Genomic DNA, 20,521 nt, shown 5'->3' with positions numbered 1-20,521 from the left:
CCGACCGATATAGGGTGTATGAACGTTCGCGGACAGCTGTATCTGGCCGGCGCAATCGGCGCCTCGATCTCCTCTTCAACGTGTTGGCGTTCACGGGCGAGTTCCACGTCGGTCGGTGGAGCGTGTTCATCGTGCTATTCCTGCCCGTCTTCGTCGGCTTCGAGAAGCTCATCGCGTGGGCCGACGCCTCGGAGGGTGGTGAGCTGCATACGTCGCTGGTCCACTGCAACTGGTGCAACTGGTGCAACTGGCGAGCCGATCCACCCGTCTCCCTGATCTCGAGGCTAGCCAGTGGTGCAGGCGCGACGGAACACCCCGCGTTGCCGCTGTCTGGTGTCGGACGAGTGGGGTTCGTTTTGGGATCGATCACCGGCGCGCTAGCTGGTCTGGAGGCCGTCGATCGGACGCTGAGGCCGTCAATCGGAGGCTTGCATCGTCAATCCAACGGATCGATACGCTCGATAGAGACGAAGTATCCAGACCCATGCAATGCCGGACAGGATCAGGAGAACCGATATTTGGGGAACGGACTCCGTGACTGTGTTCGTCAGTAGTTGAACGATGAGGATCGCTGGATAGAGGCCGAAAAACAGAGCGAGAACCAATCCAACTCCTTTCAGATAGGTGAATGGATCTTGTTCCACTTTACCGAATAGTTCAACTATATGTAAATATCTTCGGTCAGTAATCAGACACTAGCGTGTACATTTCGGAACCGTCGAAGGACGGTTCACGAGACGTTTCTCGTACCCACCACGGTATTTCTCGTTGATAATGTTGTCAATCAACCTGAGAGGAAAAGCCTGCGAGAGGAAAGCCTGAATAGTGATCGCTGACGGCTCCGTCACAACGGATCGTGTTGAGAGCGATCCGCTGTAATACACCGCGCGCAGCTCGCACCGAGTCCGTCGCGCCGGGGACTTACAGAAATCCGAGGAGCAAGCCCACGACTGGAGTCGTGGGAGAAGTCACGGGCAGATCATCCTATCATCCCGAATCGACGACAACGGGACCGGGAAAGCGGGTACGAACCACGCGAGGATCACAGCAGTGGCGCGGCACCGTACCAGAGGAGCAGGAGACCGACGACTGACAGCACGGCAACGCCGAACAGCCGGTTTTTCGTCGCACCGCGTCGTCCCTGGTCCGAGATGAGAAGCCGGTCGTCACCAGCGCCAGTGACGACAAGCCCCGTGTCGGCGTCCCGTTCGCTGGCGACTCCCGTGACGAATGGGTCGTCGCCGGAGTCGATCGATGCCTCGTCGTATCGGCGGTCCCCCTGCTTCGGACCGGCGTCGCTCGTCGGCACGTCGATAGCCGATCCGGTGGGTGTGATGGAACACTCAGTATGCCGTTTTATGGGGGGCTGCTGCAGCAGCTATCAGGGTGCGTGTGCGAATTGGTCAGAGAATCACCGTCGACATCGCCATCACAATGCTCCGACGATGATCAGAGTCCAACCGCCGACTACCCAGAACCGAATACAGGACATCCAGCTGACCGGCTCGCTGTTCTCTCTATCCATACGAGAGTGTCTCGTCCGCTCGGCGTAAATTCTGACGCGCGTTCCGGGTTCCGGTCGCTTCAGTTTCCGACTGTCTCGTGGCGACGACTCGCTATCCGGGTGCGCGGAAGGCTTTGAGCCTGAAGCGAACAATGACGTTCTCGAGGGTGTCTGGCTAACCGATCCAGGAGATCTCGACTTCTGTGAGTCGGTAGGATGGGCCGACCGAAACTTTCCGGGTCGAGAGGCGGGCTTCCCAGTCGTCTCCAGTGACGGTGTGCGCATCACGTTGTGTTCCCCCGAGATGACACAGATACCGAATCGCCTGCTCTCGCGTGAGCCCACGGAAGCGCCGAGTCTCGTGGAGGAGACCGTCCTCTATCCGCCGTTCGACCGGCGGTAGCGCAGCAAGCGCCTGCCGCAGCTTCGACTCCCTTGCCTCCTCCAAATCAGGTACAGTATCCGTCATACCTACTCCTACGGCGTCGAGAGACATAGGCGTGTAGCGTGGGTTCTGAGACGCAGGAACCACACGCCGCCCGCTCAGTTCAGCGTCCGGGTGTGCGAATCCTGTTCCTCGGTTCGAGGTCGAACTTTCAGTTCGTCCGGCGCTCCACGCTGGGGGAGGAAATAGCACTATACGAGGTGTTTTCCATGACGATCCGATATGATACAGCGTTCGTCTCACGAATGTATTCGGACGGCAACAGGTTTATGACGTTTTCAGACAAGTTCTGACGGAGCCGGACACTACTGCCAATCAGAATCGATTCCACCGGCGGGGACACGCCATCCGTTAAACCGGGGACGAACGCCCACGAACTGCTCACGGTGTTGCTCGACCATCCCGAGATAGGGTTCAGCCCGACGGAACTGACGGAACTGACCGACGTTCCGTATTCCAGCGTCCACAAGACCCTCTCCCGGCTCCGAGAGAAAGGCCTCGTTCGGAAGGTCGATTCCTACTGGGCGGTTGCCGAGGACGTCGCCGGCATCGGTCCGCCGCGAGATACTGAATCGGTGATCGCGGCGAGTGCAACGTTTGAAGACGAGAATCCCTGGATCGAACACTTGCCGGATGTGTGAATAATCTGATCTTCAATAGGAATTCACGAATTACTTAATATAGATCTTTTTGTTCGTTGAACTCCTGCGCTTCCTCTGTTTGCGTTCGGGAACCGATCCTCGAAAAATCTGGAGGGAAAATCAACTTATCGTCTTCGACAGCTCCATCGGTAAACCGCTCGCGGATGCTTGAGGCGCGCTTATTCCAACGGTTGGTTCGCTGGACCACGGATGACAGTATAAGTTAATGATATTCTGGAGATATGATACTGCTGACTGCATAAGTAGAACTCTAATGAATACAGCTGCCGCTAATATGGGTGCCAGTTGATCCGCCCGTGGTCTGTGCCCGGTTCTACATATGGGGGTGCTTTTTTACTCCACACGAGAACGTCGATCGTGAATGAAGCGGTCGACGGCGAAAGCCGAACTGCTCGATCAGGGACTGACGATCGATCACGAGCAGTTCGAACAGCTCTGCAAGATGGTGATCGAACGGTCCGAACGGACTCGGGACCTTGAACTCACGCCGTTTCGCGGCGATGGAGGGATCGACGTCCACGCCGTCATCGACCGTGACCTGTTCCACGCCCGGCTCGGGGTGCAGGCCAAACAGTACGCACCGGGCAACACCGTCGGCGCACGAACGATTCGGGGTTTTAAAGGCGCACTGTCCGACCAGAATTACCATATCGGGACCGTCATCACCACTTCGTCGTTCACATCCGGCGCCGTCGACAGCGCCGAACGCGACTATATCCGGCTCATCGATGGCGACCATCTCGCTGGCATTATGGTCAGCAGCGAGATCGGCGTCGTCGAGAACGAGGGCTCGTACGACCTCGATCCGGGTTTCTGGAATGCGTTCGAGAAGCCGGTGCGCGACGACGTCATTCCCTCCCTGGAGGTCCCGCAGGCGGACAACTTCGACATCGTTCGTACCGTCCTCAGGGCCGTTGATGCCGGCGCCGACGTCAAACCGGCGATCACGGAGTACGTCCGGACCAACGAGGCGGACACGTTTGATCCTCGACAGTCCGATTACTACGCGATAGCTGCGTGGCTCCTCGAGTTCCTTCATAAGGACGAGCAGGTGACGATCGACGGCCACGACCTTCGTCGCTGGGGACTCACGCGAACCGGGGAGGAATATCTCGCCTATCTCGATCGCGGGGATCAGGACGCCGCTGACGACCTGTTATATCGACAACTTCGCGACGTCGAGATCATCTCGCGTGTGTACAACGAGTTGGAGGCTGGCGGAACGATTGTGCGGAGTGACATCTCTGACGTCATCGCTGCTGAAACCGAACTCTCCGCGTCGACCACCGATCGTCGAGCACGCACCGTTGGTGAATGGCTTGGTCTGCTCCCGGAGATCCGGACGTCAGGGCGTGGCCCGAGTCAGGAGTACGTGTTGGTACCGTAGTTGATATGGGACCGTTTGTAGTCTCATTTAAGTACTAACCCCGTAATTGATGGCGTTTTCCGGAATAAGCCCCCTCGACGCGTAATTTATTGTGTAATGATACCAATCAAACCGGATATGTATCTCAGCGATCTCATCGATGCCGACTGGAACAGCCACGAACGGAAACGGTTCATCAAGGACGATACGAAGGCCGAAACGGATGAATTCGATCCGGAGAATTTCAAACACGATGGGTTCGACGACCGGGAGGCGTATCTCGAGACGTACGTCCCTGCACTTGCGGATCCTGAGCGTATCAGCACGGAACTGAACGATTTCACGCCACCCCGTCTGACCTCGATCAACGATTCTCCCTATCAGGCACTCGTCATTCGGTACGGTATTCTTCGTCAGCTCATCCAGCAACCAGAATACAATATGGCAAAGGGAAACCTGCTGGAGGCGGTTCAGAACTGGCAACGTTCGTTCATCGAACGATATGATGAGGATACCTTCGTCGAGACCGACGATCTTCGTCATCTGGCGGAGGCTGCGGTGGACTATCAGAACCAGATCGACGATTCCGAGCTACATATGGTGTATAGCTACTTCGAGCTGCACAACCGGGCGCAGGAGAGCAAGCACGAATATTATACCTGGCTTGATTTTTTCAAACGCCTCGCCGCCATTGGACGGTTTCCGAAGGTTTCCCGGTCGGATCGCCCCGAGCACGCACTCGACACGATCGAAAAAGGACTCTGGTCGCTGCAAGAGCAGGCGCTCGTCTATGAAGTAAACGAGGAGGACGTCAACGAATTGGTGGGCATCCCCGAAGATTACATCGACGTCGTTCGCGACTGGCTGTACTACGAGATGTCCGAGGAGAACCTGCTGGCAATGCTCGAGACCCTCGACGTGTTCGATCGCCAGTCGGTGTTGATCGACGCCCGCGAGCAGTTTGGCGTCGAAGGCAAGAACTATGGTCGAAACGAGAACCGACGTGAGAACATCGCCGAAGCCGGCATTTATCCCAGCGAACTCCTCAAAGAGGTCGTTGAAAAGGAGGACCTCAAGAAGATAGTCGATCGGTACGGCCTCGATGCACACAAGCGAAAGACGGATGAGATGGTCTCGGCGATCATCGAGTACTTCGAACAGTCACAGAAATCCGTCCAACAGGGCGAACCCGAGGTCGATCTGTACATCGACGCCTACGAGGAGATCGCTGATGGGACTGTCAACCAGGTCCCGCCACAGCTACAGGACCTCGTTGATGCCGACAATGCCGAGGAGAAGCTCGATATCCTATTCGAGGAAGCGACTGGCGAGATCTTTCGTGAAGCATTCGATCTCGATGGCGTGAACCAGCTGGGACAGAAGGCCACCGGAATGGTCGCTGACGGCGAGATCGAGCAGGACGGACGGTGGCTGTTGTGGGATAATAAACGGCGACGGGAGGAGTTCAGACTCGGGAGCGACGCGCGAAGCAAGATCAAGAGCTACATCGACACCAAATCCAAACAGCACGACGTCGAGTGGTTCCTGATCATTGCGCCGGACTTCACGGACCGAGCAGCGACGAATGCGGAACGACTGGAGATGCAGATCGGCAAGGACATCCGCCTGGTCCGTGCGGCCGATCTCAAAGAGCTTGCAGAACTGTGGCAAGACGAGTATGCGAGTGACGATCGCGAACTCCCGTTGTCGGTGTTCTATGGCTCGGAGTTCTTCGACGTCGATGCAGCCGCTGACTTGCTCGAGGTGGAGTTTTCCTAGCTCGATCGTGTATTAGGAACGCTTTCGCGTCATTCCCCCATCCTGGCAAATTTAAAAGGGACGTCGTTTCAGAAAGCCGTACTCTCACGTCCCGAAGTCCGAAAGCGTTCGTCGACGTCGCTCGTTCGATGGAACGTTCGTGATGAGAACCTCCGCGACCTCGCCGCGATTGCTCGCGTCGCTGTTTATCGCCCGCGTCGCCTCGACGTACGTGACGTCGAACGCATCGTGGTCATCGTACAGTTCGGTAACCGGCGGCGAGTTCGAAACGATCACGGCGACGTCCTGCTCGGCCAACTCAACCGCGACGTCACGGAGTCGGCGTTGGTCGTCGCGATCGAATCCATCGGCGTGGTATGAATTGAAGTCGGCCGTCTTCGACACGGGTTCGTAGGGCGGATCGAAGTACACCAGATCCCCGACGGTCGCTTCCTCGTGGACGTAGCCGAAGTCGGTGTTATAAATCGTGGCCTCCTGAAGCACGCGTGATGCCGCCCGAATCTCCCGTCCCCGAACCCAGTCCGGATCAGCGTATCTCCCGAAGGAGACGTTGAAGTCCCCGTCGCTGTTCTCCCGGTAGAGACCGTTGAAACACGTTCGGTTTAAATATAACAGGAGACTCGCCTCGCGAATCCGATCCGTGGTCGTGAGATCCTCTCCCGACCGTATCTCGTTGAGTTCCGAACGTGCGTCGTAGTAGTACGTCTCGGCGTGTTCGTGCGTCTGGTTTTCGTCGATCAACTCCTCCGGGTGGTCTCGGACGACCTCATAAAAGGTCGTCAGTCGCGTGTTGAGATCGTTTATCATCGCCGCGGCGGGCTCGAGATGGAAGAACACCGCGCCACCACCCACGAACGGTTCGTGATACGTCTCGTAGGTTCGCGGAAACAGTCCGGTGATGTCCGCGAGGAGTTGGCGTTTCCCGCCCGCCCACTTCAGGATCGGCTCGGCCATTCGGATCGAGGTTCCGCTGTCTGCGACAAAAACCTACTCCGTCGCTCGTCGAGCGAGCGGATCAGGTTGCTGATCTCCTCGACGTCTCCCGGACGTAACTCCTCACCGACGCCCTGCGGGACGAGCTTGAGGATCTCACGCGCTCCGTCGGAAATATCTCTCCGAGTGAGAGGGGACTATGCCGGCCCCGGAACGAGCCACGCCGGGACGACCCGCGTGAGCACGACCATCCCGCACAGTTCGACGAGCGTCTGCGTGACGACGACCGCCGGGGCGAGCTCGTAGCCCGCCGGGAGCGCCAGCGCCAGCGGGAGCACGACCAGCGAGTTTCGCGTGACGGACGTGAACACGAGCGCGCGACTTTCGCCGACGTCCAGCCCGACCAGCCCGGCGGCCACCCGCCCGAGCACCGGCATCACGACGAGGAACGCGACGTACACCGGCACGACCGCCGCGATCCCCCCGATCGAGTCGGCCACCCGGGGGAGCTGCGAGGCGATGACGACGAACAGCGTGACGCCCAGCATCGGCACGGGCAGCCAGCCCATCGTCCGCTGCCACGATCCGCCCCGCGAGGACCGCGCCGCCCAGACCTCGGTGCCCCACGCGAGCAGCAGCGGGATCACGATGAGGGTGAGGAACGCCTCGAGGAAGGGCCGGGCGTCGATGACCGCCGCGACGTCGGCACCCAGAAACAGCCAGAGGTACGCCGGCAGCAGCAGGAGCTGGAGCACCAGCAGCGCCGGCGTCGTCGCGGTGATCTGCTCGGCGTCACCGCCCGCCAGGTCGGTGAAGGTGATGACGTAGTCGACACACGGCGTCAACAACACCAGACACACGCCGACGAGGACGACCGGCTCCGGCGGAAGCACCCGAATGAACCCCCACACGACGACGGGAACGACGAGGAAGTTCATCCCGAGCGCGGCCGCGATGAACCGCCCGTTCGTGACCGCCCGCCGCAGCCGCACGAACGGGATCTCGAGAAACGTCACGTACAGCAGCACCGCCAGCACGGGATCGATCAGCCGTTCGACGGGGGCGGCCGCGCCGGGTCGACCGCTTCCCACGCCGACCGCCAGGGCGACCGCCACCGCGTACACGGCGACCTGGTGCCGCTGCAGCCACTGTTTCGCGTCCATTCGGCTCCCCCTTCGTGCCCGCAGGGAAACCGCCGTCGCTCCGTGGTGGCCGCTGCCCACTGCCCGACCACACGGCCCGCGAACCGTTTTCCGTGACCGGACCCTACCGCGAGTATGTCGACGACCGTTTCGACGCCCGACGCGGACGAACCGTGTGCCTACTGCGGGTCGCACATCTTCGACCACGATCCGATCTGCGTGCGCGACTGCGAGGACGACTGCGGCTCGCCGACGTACTTCTGCAACCACGCCTGCCTCGCCGCGTACATCGACGAGCACGGCCTCACGACGGGTGACGCGTGTGCGTGGACGCCCGCCGACGGCGGTTGCTAGTCCGGACGCGAGGCCGTCCACGATGCGTCGCTCGCGGCGCGTGCCCGTTCGTGGCTGAACGGCTCGTATTCGTGGCGCTGTATGTTGCACTTTTACTTCTCGTTTTGTGTGTGTCTGTTTTACCACTCTATATATAAGAAATATATAATTAATTCATTCCATCTACTACGATGAGATGTATATTCGCTCTGCGAATAGACCAGATCGTCCGTCGTTACTGAATTATAACATCTGTTATTTTAACGATCTCGGATTTCTATTAGATCTTGAACCCGAACTGATAGTGTGTTTCGTGGCCTCGACGTATGCTGGTCATAACGCATATCTCTTTCATTCGTTTCTTAATCCCGGTTCATTAATTTATAGCTGATACTTTTGATCTTCTCAAATCATTGTGGCAAAACGATCCGTCAACCAACTGGTGGCGTGTAATCGGCATCATTGATCGATACGCTTGACCGTGATCTCTCCGATACGACCTGATACAGTTGTGTATTCAACCAATTGTCCTCCGAACCTCACTACGTGTAAACGATGGCTCGTCACACTTAGTATAAATATCATATAAATATACAATACATAAAAATGGTATTTATTTGGAAATGAGCGGGATTCCGTCGTCTTCGATCGGAGGAGCACCAACGATCAACCACGCGTGCTGGTGTTGATCAGTATTGATTAACTGTCGTGGCGTATCCGGTGAAATACGTACTGCGGAGCCAGTCGGAACGGTGAATAGTTCCCCATCGATCCGGATCTGACACGGCCCTGCAAGGGGAACATAGAGTTCCTCCTGTTGCTCCTGCTTATGACGCACCATCGTGTCACCGGGATCGAGATACCAGACTCTCGGCCGAAGCTCCTTGCATCCGAGTTCTTCGGTCAGATCAATACCTGGAACGCCGGATATTCGGGATGGTTCCTTCGTCGCAGTATCGAATTCCACCATCGTGAATTCCTGAGTCATATCGGTTACATCACCGTTTGATGAGTACTGGTGGTATGAGCGCTCCTGTTGCATCTCCGTTTCGATGACCGGGACTGGTGGATCATATCATTGTGATTTAGTCACATCTAGTCTTCGACGTGGACGTCAACCATCGCAGGTTTATCCGTATTCACCGCTTTATGAAGTGATGACTCAAGCAATGTGATGTCCCGAACGGAATCGGCAAGCACGCCCTGACTGTGCGTGTTTTCAGCAATGTCGAACTCGGGGTCGATGTCCATTCCGACGTAGTCGTAGTCATCGTCGGTTCCGCCGAAGATGTCCAACATTCCGTCCTTTAGGATCCGATAGTTTTGGTTGTTTGGAACGACAACGGTTACGTCGATACCGTAGCGAGCGGCAGTATACATCGTCTGCGGGTAATACAGAAACGACCCATCCCCAATGAATCCGATGACTGACCGATCCTCGCCGCGTTGTGAAACCGCGATGGCTGCTCCGACGGCAGCGGGAAGCGCGTAGCCCAGACCACCGTTTTTGTTGGCGATGAACTGTTCAGGTTCAAGCGGCCATTGCGTTAACAGCGGGTACTTACTGGTGTTGCTCTCGTTGACGACGAGCGCATCGGGCGCAACGGTAGCCAGCTTTTCCGCGAGAGCCGTTTTGGATATCGACGGCGAGTCCACGTCCGTCGTCGGATGAAAGGCCGCCATCTCCTCGCGTCGTTGTGAAACCGTTTCTCGTCGCCGTTCGCGTTCCGTCGTCGAAACGTCGACGAGTTCAGCGATCTCTGACATCACGCTTCCGGGATCACCAACGATTGCGACGTCCGCGGGATCGTTTTTACCGAGCTCCCAGGCATCGTCCCCGATATGGATGGTCGTCGCGTCGTCGGGGACGAACGCTTCGTCATATGGAATGTAGGGGACGTTCGTCGAACATCCGACGAAAACGAGCGTGTCAGCATCGAACGCGACTCGAGCCATCTCCGTATCCGGCGCAACGAACGATACCCAGTGATCGTCACCGGGTGGATAATTGATCTCGCCCGTTGCCATCTCGCTATATACCGGCGTTCCGGTTTCGGCTGCGAGTGTGGTTGCAGCTTCGATTCCACGTGGGCCCGTTCGCGCGACTTGATCACCCAAGACGAGGACGGGATCGGTCGCGTTCTCGAGCTCACGAGCAGCGGCTTCGATCTGTCGACGATCACCACGCCCAGCGGTGGGTATGCCACCGAGCCTCTCGGGCGGTTCATCCGTCCCAGCCATCATCACGTCGATCGGCAGTCCCAGGAAGACGGGTGCGGTCGGTGGGGTCAAAGCGGTTCGGATCGCTCGCCGTAGCATCGTCGGTAGAGCGGACACGTCATCAACGACGGCGCTCCATTTCGTGTACTCCTCGGCCATCTTCACGAGATCTCCCGAAAGGATCGGCTCCTCGTGGCGATGGCTCGTGCCATGTTCGCCCGCGGTCACGAGCAGAGGAACCCCGCTCCGATGGGCGTTTTGGAGATTGCCGAGTCCGTGTGCAAGACCTGGCGCAACGTGGAGGTTGACGACACCAAGCGGAAACGCGTCCCGATGATTGGCGTGATACCGACGAGTACTCGCGTACCCGGCAGCCATTCCAACCGCGATATCCTCGTGTAACCCGAGAATGTACTGGAGGGCGGAGTCACCGAGTGCTTTCAGGAGCGGAACTTCCGTGGTTCCCGGATTTCCGAAGACGTGAGTGACTCCGTATGACTCCAATGCGTCGACGACCAGATCCGCGCCTGTATAGTTATCTGACATATGATGTGTTGTAGTGATCGGCGGCCGATTGTGGATTCACTCGTTCGTCCCTTCGTAGGGCTTGTTTCCGTTCCACGTTCGTGATGGAGTTGCCAATGACCACTCTCTCCCGCGTGGCGTTTCGACGTATTCGGGCCACGGAAGGTCGGTCGGCGGAGTGTGATCTTCCGGTAGCAGCGGGGGCACCCACTCGCTTCCCCCGACGCCTCCACCGGTCCGTTCGCGGAACTCCTCCGTCGCGGCCTCGAGAGCGTCCGGGCGGACGAACAGATCGAGCATCGTTCCGGCGATCGTTTTACTGGCTGTGAACATACCCGGATGCGTCACTTCGGGCACGCCACCGATCGCGTTATAGGCCCATTCCGGGTAACTGTAGTCCTCGGTCGGCGGGTCAAGCCACGGCCGGCCGGTGTACAGACGAACCGTTGGAGCGTGCCACGTATAATCGACGTAGTCGTCGGAGGTGAAGTTCTGCTGCCATTCCGGAAGTCCCCGACGGAGCTGGGCCTCGTAGTCCTGGGGCTCGATGAGTTCTTCCGCTCCGTCGTTGAAGGGATTCTCCATTGGCTCGATGTCCAGATTCCGCTGTATCTCTCGGCCGAATTCACGGGCCTCCTCGCTCAACTTCGGCGTGCCGGCCTGTTTGAGGTTCTCGTAAGTGAGCGTTGAAAGGGTATGGTTAGTCAACCCGACGCGCGTTTTCGTCACCCAGGTCTCCGACAGCGAACAATGTGACACCGACGCCGCGTGTTCGGCGTTTTGCCGCAAGATTTCGTAGATCCGTTGTTGAATGTCGAGAGTCGGGGCGCGCCAGCAGTATTGTATCTGCCCGATGCGTGGCGCGAGGTTATCCGACGTTTTCTGCCCCGCATTCATGACGTGTTCGTTCACGATCCACGTGCCGGTGTGGGGAAACATCGCTTCCTTCGTATGCTTCGTGTTCGTATACATAAGCGAGATGGCGTCCAGCGCCCCCGGTGCGCGTGCGCCTGCATGCCACGGCCCCATATCCGGGAGCACGCTCGGGTCCGACCACGTTTCCGGCTCGTCACATTCGAAGGTGAACACGACGCTCCAATACGATCCACACTGAGTGTCCCAGACCGTGGTATTTGTCGGGTACGGGTGATAGGAGATATGGGCATCGTGGTCCTCGAAGTAGCCTTTCGTGGCGTGGACCGGTTTGGATGCACAGATCTTCTCCGCCGGTTCTCCAAAGTATCGGATCCGCCCGTCGAGATCGAACTCGTCCATCGCGTTTTTGGCCGCGAGAACCCCGCCAAGGGTTCCCACCCCAAGTATAGAGTGAGGGTCCGTGTGGCCTGCTGCATAGGGATGAAGGCCTTCACGAGGTGCTTCATACGGGACGCGTTGTTGTGAGTTTCCCGGCACCGCGTCGTACTCGGCATACGTCGCCAGCGTCGGCTCACCGGTTCCCCATTCGGCGAGGAAGGCCGTCGGCATTCCGGCAGTACCGACCTCGACCTCAAAGCCGTGCTCCTCGAGCAACTCTCGATACGCACGCGCCGATTTGTACTCTCGAAACGCCGGTTCGGCATACTCCCAGATCTCCTGCTCGAACTCGGCGAGCCAATCCTGATTTTGCTCTAACCAGTCGATAGCAAACGCTTTGATAGTCTCCGCTTCCACCATAGGTCGTAGTTCAAATGCAGGTTATAAAATAATATCTATTGATATAATATATAAATTATCCTAAACATACGGTGGGGAGCACGGACATATGCTTCCGATCGGGCAGCTGGAGTGGCTTTCGACCACAATGATGGTCTCTGCAAGCTCAATATCAGCGCAGTTCGTCATCGCCGGCACTTGACAGAAGCGCCGTGAACTGCACGACGAACCGGACATTTATGCCGGTGAGAAACGTGGATGGCGAAATTGAGGCCTGCAACGGAACTAGTCCAGTACTCGTTGGGAAAGTTTCTCTCCGATTACGGCAACCGTCAGTGAGAACCCAACGATTACGGTTCCGATCGCGTTCACGGAGGGATCGATACCCGTTCGAATCATTGAGTAAATGACGACGGGGAGCGTGTCCGTTCCGAAGCTCGTCCAAAAGAAAGTCTGAGTAAAGTTGTCGAACGAGATCGTGAACGCGAACAGCATTCCCCCGAGGATACCGGGAACGACGATCGGGAACGTAACTTCGTAGAACGTTCGAACCTCCGATGCACCGAGATTTTGCGCTGCTTCCTCGAGTGATCGATCGAAACCGTAGAGTTGGCTCGAAACGATCGTCACGACGAACGGTATCGTGATGAGAATATGGCCAAGGACCACGGACCAGAACGTCCCGTAGATCCCGAGCAAACTGTAGAGGGTTGAAACGGCAATCCCCGTCACGATCCACGGAACAACGAGTGGGAGTAGGAAGGCCGTGTTTAATTTGTCAGTCGAGAGCCAGCGGATGTGGAGATCGTGTCGAACCATTCCGAACGCCGCGAGCGTCCCGACGACTCCCGCTCCGATCGAGGATAACGTCGCGATCTTCAGACTAGTGAAAAGGGCGGATATCAGCTCCTCATTGTAGTTTGGCGGGAATATCTCCGCGTACCACTGAAGACTAATCCCCGGCATCGGAAACGTCGGTACCTGATCCGGCGTAAACGACAACAGCACGACGACGCCGATCGGGACGTAGAGGAACGTGAAAAGCAACAGTGTGTGGACTTTCAGGAGACGGGTACTGAGACCATCCGAGAGGTCGATGTTGGAGAGGACTGATCGAATCGATCCCATCACGCGTCACCTCCTGACCCATAGATCTCATCGAGCCCGATCTGCCGGTTGAACAGGTACACGATGGCTACCACCAGGACGATGAAGATCACAGATATTGCTCCTCCCAGGCCCCAGGCTTGGAGCTCGTTAAACATCTGCCCAATAACGTTACCGATCATAATGTTTTGCTGTCCGCCGAGCAGCGATGGCGTTACGAACGCCCCGAACGACATCACGAACACGAGCAGTACTCCTGCCGCGACACCCGGAAGGCTCTGTGGAAACGTAATCTCCGAGAACGCTACCAGCTTGTTCGCTCCGAGATTCTTTGCGGCCTCGACGCCCGATCGATCGACGTTATTCAACGAGATGTAGATCGGAATGATCATAAACGGGAGAAACACGTGGACGAGGCCGACGGCGACGGCGGCTTTCGAGTACAGTAGCTCCAACGGGGAGTTAATCACTCCCGTAATATCGACGAGAAAATAGTTTATGAGGCCGTTCGATCCGAGGATGAGGCGCCACGCATAGGTTCGCACCACCACGTTGATCCAGAACGGCAGTATCATCAACAGGAGGTAGAGAGATTTCCACTTACTATCCATTATCGTTAAGTAGTACGCCGCGGGGTATCCCAAGGCGAGTGCTGCGGCGGTCGTGATGACGGCGATGACGAACGAGTCCAGGAGAACCGAGAGATAGAATCCGGTTTCGAAAAACTCCCTGTAATGCTGTAGCGTGAGCGTTGACTCGGCGGATACGGGCGCAGGCTCAAGAAAACTGTAGAGGAGAACGATCCCGAGCGATCCGCCCAGCAATACGGTGATCAGCGTTAGTCCCGGGAGGATCTCGAGTAACCCCAGCCGCCCCTCCTCGCGTTTGAAGTAGACGCTCGCCGTTCGATTCAACTCGTCGAATTTATTTTTGATTGACATCTGATTAGGATTCTTGCAGAAGTATGCTGGCCTCTGTTTTCCAGTTGACCGTGACCGAGTCTCCCGGTTGGTAACGACCACCAGCCGTTCTCCCGTTCGCTTGCACGAGGAATTCACGACCGTTCACGTCGATAAGAATGTTCGCACTCTTCCCGAGGAAATTTATCGCCTCGATCGTTCCTTGAAGCGATATCCCTTCGTCGAGCTTCGTGTCCAACTGGGAGTCCGCCGGACGAACGTTGACGTTGACGCGCGTATCGGCCTGGAGCTCCCGTCCGGAAACCGAACGTGGCAGATCGATCACGTCTGTCGTGTCATCTAGCTCAACCGTATATTGGGAATCCGTCTTTGACACGATGGTCCCCGGTAACGCATTGATGTCTCCGATGAAGTCGGCGACGAACTGGTTTGACGGCCCGTGATAGATCTCATACGGCTCCCCGATCTGCTCCATTTCACCCTTATTTAGCACTAGAATCCGGTCACTCATAGACATAGCTTCCTCCTGGTCGTGAGTGACATAGATCGTGGTAATGCCCAGCTCGTCCTGAATTCGTTTGAGCTCGAATCGCATTTCCTCCCGAAGTTTGCGGTCGAGGTTCGATAATGGCTCGTCCAACAACAACACCGAGGGTTCAACGACCAGTGCGCGTGCGAGCGCGATGCGTTGCTGTTGACCTCCCGAAAGTTCCGTCGGATTCCGATCCTCGGTTCCCGGAAGATTCACAAGCGAGAGTATGTCGGCGACTCGTTTTTCACGCTCCTCCTCCGGAACTCCCTGCATTTTGAGACCGAACGCGACGTTTTCGCCGACGGTTTTGTGTGGAAAGAGGGCATACCCTTGGAATACCATACCAATGTCCCGTTCATACGCGGGAACCTGACTGACGTCCTCATCCTCGAGATGAATCCGTCCGCGGGTCGGCCGTTCGAACCCGGCTATCATTCGAAGGGTTGTGGTTTTTCCACATCCACTCGGTCCGACGATTGAGAAGAACTCCCCATCCCGTACCTCGATCGAAACGTCGTCAACTGCCGTCACGTCCCCGAACTCTTTGACGATAGAATCGAGCGTAACGACTGCCTTTCGTTCGTCACTTGACGACGTTGGCTCCGTTTGCTGTAGTGTTGGTGTCATAGGCGGTCACTCTGTTACTGCCGAATGCGCTGCTGGAATTCTCTTGCCCAATCGGATTGATTGTTCATAAGCGCGTGTCCATCGAAGAACTCCAGACGGTCTTTTTGCTGATAATCCGGATTGTCTTGGACGATTTGCGGGAGTTCGTCCATCTCCGTCGTTGGGACGTAACCGATGGCTTCGCCGTAGTCGTATTGTGCCTGCTCGGAGAGGCTGTAATCGATGAACTTCTCGGCGGTATAGCGACGCTCCGTCGTTTCGGAAACGCTCCAGCCACTCGTGGCCATCGTCGTTCCTTCCTCCGGGATGATGTACTCGATCGGAACGTCATCCTCGTCGTGGAGCGTCGTCGCTCTCCCATACCACATCATTCCAATGTATGCGGTCCCGCTCGCGAAGGCATCCTGGATGGTTCCTCCGGTGTCCGCCCACTCGAAGATGTACTCGTTTTGCTCCTCAACGCGTTCCCAGATCTGGTTCAGTTTTGATTCGGTATCCGTGCCGAGATCACTGACGTCTACGCCGATATCGACACCGGCCACCCCGAGAACGCGGTCGATCCACGACGCATTGATGGCATGTCCCTGTGCTCCCTCGGTGAGCATATCATCCCATTCCGTCGGCGTGTCCAGCTGCTCCGTATTATACGTCATCCCATCCGCAAAGTATTGGAACGGTGCGTAACTCGCTCCGTTTTCGGTCGGGTCCCATCGGGCGTTTCGTGGGTCGAACCGGTCCTGATACCGTTCGAGGTTCGGGATGTTTTCCGGTCGAAGCTCCAACATCAGATCCGCTTCGTAAGCGGTTGGAACTGCAGTATTATCCAGGATAAGGACGTCAACATCGACTTCTCCGGCCTGCATCTGTGATATGAGACCCCAGTTCGACGGGAAGTCTCCGGAGACGATCTCGACTCCGTATTCCTCCTCGAACCCGTCAAGCACGGTGCTCGAGATCGCGTTGCCCATAGCCCCACCGTACGTTGAGACGCGAAGCTCGTCGGCCAGCCCCGGATCACCATCGACGGTTCCGGTTTGAGCGCCGCCGTTACCATTGCCCCCATCGCCATCACCCAAGCAACCGCTGAGGCCGGCAACCATCGACGATGCAACCCCCGCTGACTGAATGAACCGTCTTCTTGAACGCATCAAAGCGATCTGCATAGCCTATCTATATAAATTTATCCCAGATCGAAACAGTAATTCTCGTTCATCTCACGACGGTATGGAGGCCAACTGAGAGAACGTTGGATGTGTGGACTGTTCGATCGCTTCGGTGAACGTGGTCCAGGATGCTCAGATATCGCGGTAGATGATTGTTGGATTAGCACCCGGAGAAACGAATAATTCAGCCGGAGTATGCTCGACTCCGTTCCGCTTTTTTGCTGCCAGGCTCAATTGGCGCCGTTCGACACTTCAGCCGTCATTCCCTTCGAAAGCGGTCTATTATGCGTACGTATCCGGTTCCTCGGGTTCGGGATCCCGTCGAAGGCTTCCGACGCAGCAGTGAATGCTCCCGCTGTTTCTCGGTCGAACGAGGCTCTCGACGTTGACCTCGACGACCTCGAGGCCGATCGATTCGAACCACCTCGTCGCCTCCGGATACTGATCAGTCGTCAGGAGTTTCCCCGGCTCCAGCACGACCCCGGTATTTGGCCCGCGCGTGAACGCTCGGACCTGATCGCGAACGAGGTGTTCCGGCGGTTCGATGAAGTTCCAGTCCATCTCGGATTTCATCCACTCGACGAGGTGCGGATCGTACCACTCCTCCTTGCCGATGCTCGTATGGCGATCGACCATCGCATACGGGATGTTCCCTTTCGTCTCTCCGTATCCGGATTGAACTCGAACGTCCACCTCGGGGTCCTGTGATTTGATGATGTTTGCCAGTTGCTGGTGTCCTGCCTCGTTTGCACGCATCACCTCCGGGTCGGACGTGTTTTCCCGCGGAACGTGGACTTCAATGAACGCGTGTTTCTCGTCGAACCATCCGCATGTCCCTCCTTCAACCATTCCTTTCCCGGTGATCATCCCGACGACCGGAATATCGTTCTTGGCCAGGGTCTTGTACGTCGGGACCTCCTCGCCCCGCCGCACGTTATCGTACATTCGGAGGATGACGTGCCCGTATGCCGCAGGTTGTGCGACGTCATCACAATAAATCGATTTGACCTGGTACGGCGGATCGTTCGGGTCCGGTTCGCGGGTAATGACGTCCACCCCCTCCGCCTCGAGCGTGTCCTTCAGATTGTAGTGGTGCTCCACCATCTCGTCGAGATCAGGCTGTTCCCGCATACGCCACGCCGCAAGGCTGGATTCGTGGGGCTCCCAGGGAGTCTCCTCGCCGACTTGGAGCATCTCTTCGCCCGGCTTGTGCAAGAGTGCGGTTCTGAGCTTCCCGACCGTGGTGTTTGCCTTCCACTTTTCACCCCAGAGTTTGGGCATTTCATCCTCGAAGTCCGAGAGAACCTGTGGGTGAAGCGACTTGTACATTTCATCGACTGATTCTCCGAACTCTCCGTCTTCGTCCGCAGTGATCTCTGCCTCCGCCATAATCTATTGGGTTGCACCCATACAACAAACAGCATATTCCATAGTATAAAAATATTTGGCAAAGATCGGATGGATGATCCGCACCGGTAGAGCACTATCGAAGCCAACCCGTTGTCTCCACGTTTCGAAAGGCGACAGTGGATCTTGCAGACCTCAGCGCTCACCCAGGACGATAGCGACAGAAGCAGTGTACGGAGCTCGTGGGGGTTTTCGTATTCGCGATCAGTCGCAAGATCTCGTCAGTTGCTAGCGGTTCGTCGAATCACCTGTGTGCCGTTCCCCCGGCCGTGGTTCTGCAAGTAATCAAGCCACGAGTCGTCGATGCCTTCGGTGACCGCAGAGTCAAATTGTTAGTTCGCTTGAACGAACTGCTTGTCGGAGTTCACCCATCTCAAGAGTTTCTTTCTCAAAAACTATTAAATAGTACTCCATCGCAATCTCTAGAATTACACTACTATATTAGTAATTCACAGGAGATGACTACGAGAGGCTAAAATCGAGTTTTTCTTTGGGATTCACTTCTCTATCTGAGATGCATACCGAAATTGAAGACAACCCAGTTATTTCCATCCGTGCGTATATATGCCGTTCGGAAGAGAAAAACTATTAAAAGTAGAGCCGGTACCATTGGTCAATGCCTACTGATCACAATGATAATATCCTAGACACGACACAGCGTTCTCTAGATATCGTTGATTTTATTCAAGATCAAGATGGCGCAACGATGGCAGATATCACTGACGAGCTGGATCTGGTAAAGAGTACCACCTACAAACATCTTCAAACGCTGAGACATAACGGATACGTCGTTAAAGAGGGGGAACAGTACCACATCGGATTGAAATTCTACAACCTCGGCGGATACGCTCGAAGTAGGAAGAAACAGCACAAACTCGCAATAGAAACCACCCGGGAACTAGCCAACGAAACCCGCGAAGAGGTCGATATGGTTGTCGAAAACGATGGACGAGGATTGATTCTCGAGGAGTCCTATCATCCGGAACATCGATATGCAGCAAGCGATGGAGGAATGGGTAACCAGGAGTATCACTCCGGAACCTATTATCACCTTCATTGCACTGCATCGGGGAAAGCACTTCTTGCAACGATGTCGAAGGAACGGGTGAATGAGATCGTTGACCGATGGGGACTCCCGCGTCGGACGGAAAACACGATCACGTCAAAGACGGAACTATTTGATGAACTGGAGGACATTAAGCAGAGAGGGTTTGCGTATTCGGATGAGGAAGCCGTGGAGGGATTACGAGCGGTTGGACACCGCGTTAAGGGAGTAAGCGGGAACACGATCTGCGCCATTTCCTTGTTCGGACCGAGCTATCGGATGACCGACACCCGGTTTCGAAAAGAGATCCCGAAAATACTGCGATCATCGGTTGAGACATTGGAGGAGAAGATCTTGAACGAGATGACTTCGAATTATTGACAAATCCCACACATTTTATTATGCTATATTAGGTTGACAAATAAAATTTTAATATATGACAAATGTATTAGTATTAGAATAATTTATAACTCTAGATTAAGAGATCAAAAGACTGCTGACGGACGCGGATCTGAGAAATAATGTGTTGGTGAGACCGCGATCCGGCGTAAATCAGCTTCGACTAGTGTCAAGCTGGGCTAAACACGCCGTCTAACGTGACACGGTTAAACTCGGATCAGTGGAGATGGCACCCCGAACTACGATGAACACGAAGTTGAATTATGATATACAGATTAAATATGAATAATCATAAATATAAGGAAATATTAAATACAATATTTACTATATTACGGTGTATATGTAGAATTTGGTATATTTAACATACGCTAATCCTTGCGGAGAGTCAAACCAGCGTCGAACGGGCCCATCCATCCCACCGAAACGACCGACTCGAGCGCCTGGCGGTCGGTCTGTAATGCTTCTGGGCCGGATGTTCGGCTCGCTCGTCGGATGTCACCCGGATTCCAGCGCGTCGTAGATCCCCGCGTGTCGGCGTCCGTCGAGTCGTCCCATCTCAAGGGCGATTTCGTGGCGTTCGGCGTCGCTCTCGGCTTCCAGACACCGCTCGTACAGCGTACGGACCTCGTCGTCGATCGCTGTTGAGGAATCGGTACTGGACGCCATCTCTGTCTGGTGGTTCTCGGCGTCTCCCTTTGTCAGTTACGTCGAGCGCACGAACGGAAATGGGTGACTGCAGTACCAATATCGACTGTGCCG

At 56.1% G+C, this 20,521-nt stretch carries 19 protein-coding genes; 5 read left to right on the top strand and 14 right to left on the bottom strand.

Translation table 11 applies throughout. The features are described 5' to 3' along the window. Window positions 1–416 precede the first annotated feature (416 nt). The 3 genes from CPZ00_RS15545 to CPZ00_RS03525 form a co-directional block, all read right to left on the bottom strand. A complete protein-coding gene (locus CPZ00_RS15545; RefSeq protein WP_172861765.1) occupies window positions 417–644 on the bottom strand; it encodes a hypothetical protein in 228 nt (75 codons plus the stop codon). Between the two features lie 398 nt (window positions 645–1,042). Next, window positions 1,043–1,309 carry a hypothetical protein gene (locus CPZ00_RS03530; RefSeq protein ID WP_096389656.1) on the bottom strand — a complete coding sequence of 89 codons (267 nt, stop codon included), beginning with the start codon at window positions 1,307–1,309 and terminating at the stop codon, window positions 1,043–1,045. 370 nt (window positions 1,310–1,679) lie between these two features. Beyond that, window positions 1,680–1,973 carry a hypothetical protein gene (locus tag CPZ00_RS03525; protein WP_199243386.1) on the bottom strand — a complete coding sequence of 98 codons (294 nt, stop codon included), beginning with the start codon at window positions 1,971–1,973 and terminating at the stop codon, window positions 1,680–1,682. A gap of 284 nt (window positions 1,974–2,257) precedes the next feature. On the opposite strand from CPZ00_RS03525, the gene CPZ00_RS03520 reads away from it, so the two are divergent. The 3 genes from CPZ00_RS03520 (at window position 2,258) to CPZ00_RS03510 (ending at window position 5,756) form a co-directional block, all read left to right on the top strand. Beyond that, the gene (locus CPZ00_RS03520; protein ID WP_157744278.1) at window positions 2,258–2,590 is read left to right on the top strand and encodes a MarR family transcriptional regulator; all 333 of its coding nucleotides are present in this window, start codon (window positions 2,258–2,260) and stop codon (window positions 2,588–2,590) included. Window positions 2,591–2,972: 382 nt separating this feature from the next. Next, window positions 2,973–3,998 carry a restriction endonuclease gene (locus CPZ00_RS03515; protein WP_096389655.1) on the top strand — a complete coding sequence of 342 codons (1,026 nt, stop codon included), beginning with the start codon at window positions 2,973–2,975 and terminating at the stop codon, window positions 3,996–3,998. A 117-nt stretch (window positions 3,999–4,115) separates the two neighbouring features. Further along, entirely contained in the window at window positions 4,116–5,756 is a 1,641-nt protein-coding gene (locus CPZ00_RS03510) for a hypothetical protein (protein ID WP_096389654.1), read from the top strand. An 84-nt stretch (window positions 5,757–5,840) separates the two neighbouring features. On the opposite strand, the gene CPZ00_RS03505 is transcribed toward CPZ00_RS03510, so the two are convergent. After that, on the bottom strand, window positions 5,841–6,710 hold the full coding sequence (locus CPZ00_RS03505; RefSeq protein ID WP_096389653.1) for a DNA adenine methylase: 870 nt from the start codon (window positions 6,708–6,710) through the stop codon (window positions 5,841–5,843). A gap of 176 nt (window positions 6,711–6,886) precedes the next feature. Then, complete coding sequence (locus CPZ00_RS03500) at window positions 6,887–7,852, bottom strand: arsenic resistance protein (protein WP_096389652.1); 966 nt, start codon at window positions 7,850–7,852, stop codon at window positions 6,887–6,889. A 114-nt stretch (window positions 7,853–7,966) separates the two neighbouring features. Here CPZ00_RS03500 and CPZ00_RS03495 point away from each other — a divergent pair, with 114 nt between their 5' ends. Continuing rightward, complete coding sequence (locus CPZ00_RS03495; RefSeq protein WP_096389651.1) at window positions 7,967–8,185, top strand: hypothetical protein; 219 nt, start codon at window positions 7,967–7,969, stop codon at window positions 8,183–8,185. Between the two features lie 592 nt (window positions 8,186–8,777). Here the strand turns inward: CPZ00_RS03495 and CPZ00_RS03490 are convergent. The 8 genes from CPZ00_RS03490 to CPZ00_RS03455 all read right to left on the bottom strand — a co-directional run bounded on the left by CPZ00_RS03490 (window position 8,778) and on the right by CPZ00_RS03455 (window position 18,300). After that, window positions 8,778–9,152 (bottom strand): cupin domain-containing protein, encoded by a 375-nt coding sequence (locus CPZ00_RS03490; RefSeq protein ID WP_096389650.1) that lies wholly within the window; start codon window positions 9,150–9,152, stop codon window positions 8,778–8,780. 107 nt (window positions 9,153–9,259) lie between these two features. Further along, window positions 9,260–10,930 carry a thiamine pyrophosphate-binding protein gene (locus CPZ00_RS03485; RefSeq protein WP_096389649.1) on the bottom strand — a complete coding sequence of 557 codons (1,671 nt, stop codon included), beginning with the start codon at window positions 10,928–10,930 and terminating at the stop codon, window positions 9,260–9,262. A gap of 36 nt (window positions 10,931–10,966) precedes the next feature. Beyond that, window positions 10,967–12,583 (bottom strand): zinc-binding metallopeptidase family protein, encoded by a 1,617-nt coding sequence (locus tag CPZ00_RS03480; RefSeq protein WP_096389648.1) that lies wholly within the window; start codon window positions 12,581–12,583, stop codon window positions 10,967–10,969. Window positions 12,584–12,847: 264 nt separating this feature from the next. After that, window positions 12,848–13,690, bottom strand: a complete 843-nt coding sequence (locus tag CPZ00_RS03475; RefSeq protein ID WP_096389647.1) for an ABC transporter permease — start codon at window positions 13,688–13,690, stop codon at window positions 12,848–12,850. Continuing rightward, window positions 13,690–14,610 (bottom strand): ABC transporter permease, encoded by a 921-nt coding sequence (locus CPZ00_RS03470; protein ID WP_096389646.1) that lies wholly within the window; start codon window positions 14,608–14,610, stop codon window positions 13,690–13,692. Before CPZ00_RS03470 ends, CPZ00_RS03475 begins: the two co-directional genes overlap by 1 nt. 4 nt (window positions 14,611–14,614) lie before the next feature. Beyond that, on the bottom strand, window positions 14,615–15,748 hold the full coding sequence (locus tag CPZ00_RS03465; protein ID WP_096389645.1) for an ABC transporter ATP-binding protein: 1,134 nt from the start codon (window positions 15,746–15,748) through the stop codon (window positions 14,615–14,617). A 14-nt stretch (window positions 15,749–15,762) separates the two neighbouring features. Further along, window positions 15,763–16,848, bottom strand: a complete 1,086-nt coding sequence (locus CPZ00_RS03460; protein WP_157744169.1) for an ABC transporter substrate-binding protein — start codon at window positions 16,846–16,848, stop codon at window positions 15,763–15,765. A gap of 345 nt (window positions 16,849–17,193) precedes the next feature. Then, window positions 17,194–18,300: a dimethylarginine dimethylaminohydrolase family protein gene (locus tag CPZ00_RS03455; RefSeq protein WP_096389643.1), complete on the bottom strand. Its 1,107-nt coding sequence runs from the start codon at window positions 18,298–18,300 to the stop codon at window positions 17,194–17,196. Window positions 18,301–18,934: 634 nt separating this feature from the next. Here CPZ00_RS03455 and CPZ00_RS03450 point away from each other — a divergent pair. Continuing rightward, entirely contained in the window at window positions 18,935–19,744 is an 810-nt protein-coding gene (locus CPZ00_RS03450; protein ID WP_096389642.1) for an IclR family transcriptional regulator, read from the top strand. A gap of 513 nt (window positions 19,745–20,257) precedes the next feature. Here the strand turns inward: CPZ00_RS03450 and CPZ00_RS15540 are convergent. Next, on the bottom strand, window positions 20,258–20,428 hold the full coding sequence (locus tag CPZ00_RS15540; protein WP_172861763.1) for a hypothetical protein: 171 nt from the start codon (window positions 20,426–20,428) through the stop codon (window positions 20,258–20,260). Between the last annotated feature and the right edge of the window lie 93 nt (window positions 20,429–20,521).

Source organism: Halopenitus persicus (assembly GCF_002355635.1).
Lineage (GTDB): Archaea > Halobacteriota > Halobacteria > Halobacteriales > Haloferacaceae > Halopenitus > Halopenitus persicus_A.
The sequence above is the reverse complement of the archived record's forward strand: the minus strand, read 5'-3'. Positions and strand labels throughout refer to the sequence as shown.